The 3668-nt window shown below is 49.0% G+C and carries 2 rRNA genes; both read right to left on the bottom strand.

From position 1 onward, the window contains the following. Nucleotides 1–27 precede the first annotated feature (27 nt). Nucleotides 28–136, bottom strand: a 5S ribosomal RNA gene (gene rrf / locus HMPREF2890_RS00635). Between the two features lie 330 nt (nucleotides 137–466). Further along, nucleotides 467–3353, bottom strand: a 23S ribosomal RNA gene (locus HMPREF2890_RS00640). Nucleotides 3354–3668: the final 315 nt, after the last annotated feature.

Consider the following 3668-nt stretch of genomic DNA (forward strand, 5'->3'; position numbering starts at 1 on the left):
TTGAGTGTCTGATCTCTCCTCTCAAAAAGACGGCGGCTACCTACTCTCCCTGCGTACAAGTACCATCGGCGCTATTGGGCTTAACTTCTCTGTTCGGAATGGTAAGAGGTGGATCCCCAACGCTATAACCACCTAAATGTCTTTGGTCAATCCTTAGTGGATGACTGTATTAAAAAACATACGGAATGTAAGATGCACTACTCGTCAGACCTTCGAGCAAGTCTTTGTCAGTAGAGGATTCAGCTCCTTCTCATCATCTCTCGATGGAGTCTCTCGTGTGCAGCCGTAGCTGCTCTCACTTGGCGTGTAAGCCTTATCAATCTCTGAAGCTCGTAGAGTACCTCTCGACATCGTTACTTGTCGTAGTACGTCACGAATCCATATCTGTCACTCTCGTATAGAGAATAGTACGATATGTTATTCTTCTTTGTCCTCCTCCCACATCCCACGAGGGGAGGGGGAGGAGGGGATAAAGCATTCTTGGGAAATTAGTACTGCTCGGCTAAATACATTACTGCACTTACACCTACAGCCTATCAACGTCATCGTCTCTAACGTCCCTTATATGGATATCTCATCTTGAGGACGGCTTCGTGCTTAGATGCTTTCAGCACTTATCCTATCCGCACACAGCTACTCAGCTATGCCCCTGGCGGGACAACTGATCCACCGGCGGTGCGTCCGACACGGTCCTCTCGTACTAGTGTCAAATCCCCGCAAATATCCCACGCCCACAATAGATAGAGACCGAACTGTCTCACGACGTTCTGAACCCAGCTCGCGTGCCACTTTAATGGGCGAACAGCCCAACCCTTGGGACCTTCTCCAGCCCCAGGATGTGACGAGCCGACATCGAGGTGCCAAACCACTCCGTCGATATGAGCTCTTGGGAGTGATCAGCCTGTTATCCCCGGAGTACCTTTTATCCTTTGAGCGATGGCCCTACCATGCGGAACCACCGGATCACTATGCTCTAGTTTCCTACCTGTGCGACTTGTTAGTCTCCCAGTCAAGCACCCTTCTGCCATTACACTCTTACAGACGGTTACCAATCGTCTTGAGGGTACCTTTAGAAGCCTCCGATACTTTTTTGGAGGCGACCGCCCCAGTCAAACTACCCACCATACATTGTCCTCGCACTTGCGAGTTAGTATTCAAATACCAAAAGGGCCGTATTTCACCAATGACTCCATGACATCTGGCGACGCCACATCACAGCCTCCGGCCTATCCTACACATCTGATACCCAAATACAATGTAAAGCTATAGTAAAGGTTCACGGGGTCTTTTCGTCCCATTGCGGGTAAACGGCATCTTCACCGTTACTACAATTTCACCGAGTACGTGGTCGAGACAGTGCTCAAATCGTTACACCATTCGTGCAGGTCGGAACTTACCCGACAAGGAATTTCGCTACCTTAGGACCGTTATAGTTACGGCCGCCGTTTACCGGGGCTTCAATTCAAGGCTTCTCCTTACGGATGACCTCTCCTCTTAACCTTCCGGCACCGGGCAGGTGTCAGGCTGTATACTGCATATTTCTATTTCGCACAGCCCTATGTTTTTGGTAAACAGTCGCTTGAGCCTATTCTCTGCAACCCTCCCGGAGGAGGGCGATCTTTTTCCCGAAGTTACAGATCCATTTTGCCTAGTTCCTTAACCACGCCTATCTCGCGCGCCTTAGTATACTCAACCCAACTACCTGTGTCGGTTTGTGGTACGAGTGCTTACACATCAATCATGTAGCAACTTTTCTTGGAAGTCTGCTTACACCTCTATCCGTTCCTCCGTAGATTCCCGGTACTATCAGATTCGGCTCTGGGACGTACTTTACTACCCCATCAGCGCCTACACCCTTTAACCTGCTATTCCGTCAGCAGGCGAGGCTTTCACTCCTTCGTCCTTGCATCCACTACGTGTAACCAGTATGGGAATATTAACCCATTCATCCGTTCGGATACGCCAACTACGGCTACTCCTTAGGTCTCGACTAACCCTCTTCCGACGAACGTTGAAGAGGAAACCTTAGTCTTTCGGCGAGGAAGATTCTCACTTCCTTTATCGTTACTTATACCTACATTTGCTCTTCCAGAGAGTCCAGCATGAGTCACCTCACACCTTCAACCTCGCTGGAATGCTCCCCTACCGATCTTTCGATCCCATAGCTTCGGCAGATGTCTTATGCCCGATTATTATCCACGCCACAATCCTCGACTAGTGAGCTGTTACGCACTCTTTAAATGAATGGCTGCTTCCAAGCCAACATCCTAGCTGTCTCTGCATTGCGACTTCGTTCATTCAACTTAGACATCATTTGGGGGCCTTAGCTGATGGTCCGGCTTCTTTGCCTCTCGGATACGGAACTTAGCTCCCGCACCCTCACTCTTCATGAATACATACACGCATTCGGAGTTTGTCCGGATTTGATAAGCGGTGAAGCTCTCGCATCCAATCAGTCGCTCTACCTCGTGTACTTAACCATAAAGGCTGCACCTAAATGCATTTCGGGGAGTACGAGCTATCTCCAAGTTTGATTGGCCTTTCACTCCTATCCGTACCTCATCGGGAAATTTTTCACCATTTCTCCGTTGGACCCTCCATGAGGTTTTACCCTCACTTCAGTCTGGACACGGATAGATCACTTGGTTTCGCGTCTACCCTACACAACTATACGCCATTTAAAACTCGCTTTCGCTACGGCTCCACGACTGGGTCGCTTAGCCTTGCTGTGCATGGTAACTCGTAGGTTCATTATGCAAAAGGCACGCCGTCACCCCGAAGGGCTCCGACCGCTTGTAGGCATCCGGTTTCAGGTACTATTTCAATCCGCTATGAGCGGTACTTTTCACCTTTCCCTCACGGTACTTGTTCACTATCGGTCTCTGAGAAGTATTTAGCCTTGGGAGATGGACCTCCCGGATTCATACAGGATTGCACGTGTCCCGCACTACTCAGGTACTCTCTACGCTTCACTTCGCTTCGGTTACCGGACTATCACCGTCTATGGTGGACGTTTCCACGTCACTTCTCCTCGCGTCACTCTTGCGATATCGAGAGCCCTACAACCCCGGCAATGCCTTGCGACACTGCCGGTTTGGGCTCGTCCCCGTTCGATCGCCTCTACTAGGGGAATCACTAAATTGTTCTCTCTTCCTATGGGTACTAAGATGTTTCAGTTCCCCACGTTCGCTCCATCTTATGGATGGTGGCAAGCAAGCTTGCCGGGTTGCCCCATTCGGATATCTGCGGATCAAGTCGTATTTGCCGATCCCCGCAGCTTTTCGCAGCTTATCACGTCCTTCGTCGCCTCTCAGAGCCAAGGCATCCACCGAATGCCCTTCTTTCGCTTTATCTATATCTTCACTCTCTCCAATATATATCGAAAAAAGTGCCTACATATCGATAACTCTACTCGTCTATCATCAGTAACTTATGTATTCGCCGTACTACTCGTAATTTGATTATCAAGTATACTCTAACACGCTTCACAGATTTACTCGTCTTACACTTATGAAATCGCTACCTCCGCACACTCAACTCCCTTGCGAGAATCGATGACGAAAAGTCGTATAAAAACCATAGTGAAAAAACTCTCTCTCTATGTCTAGCGTTTAATACATCTTACTTTGTATTCCGTATGTCTATGATCTCTTGCGTCTCAAGGACGC

This window comes from Porphyromonas sp. HMSC065F10, from assembly GCF_001808555.1.
In the GTDB taxonomy this organism is placed as follows: Bacteria; Bacteroidota; Bacteroidia; order Bacteroidales; family Porphyromonadaceae; genus Porphyromonas_A.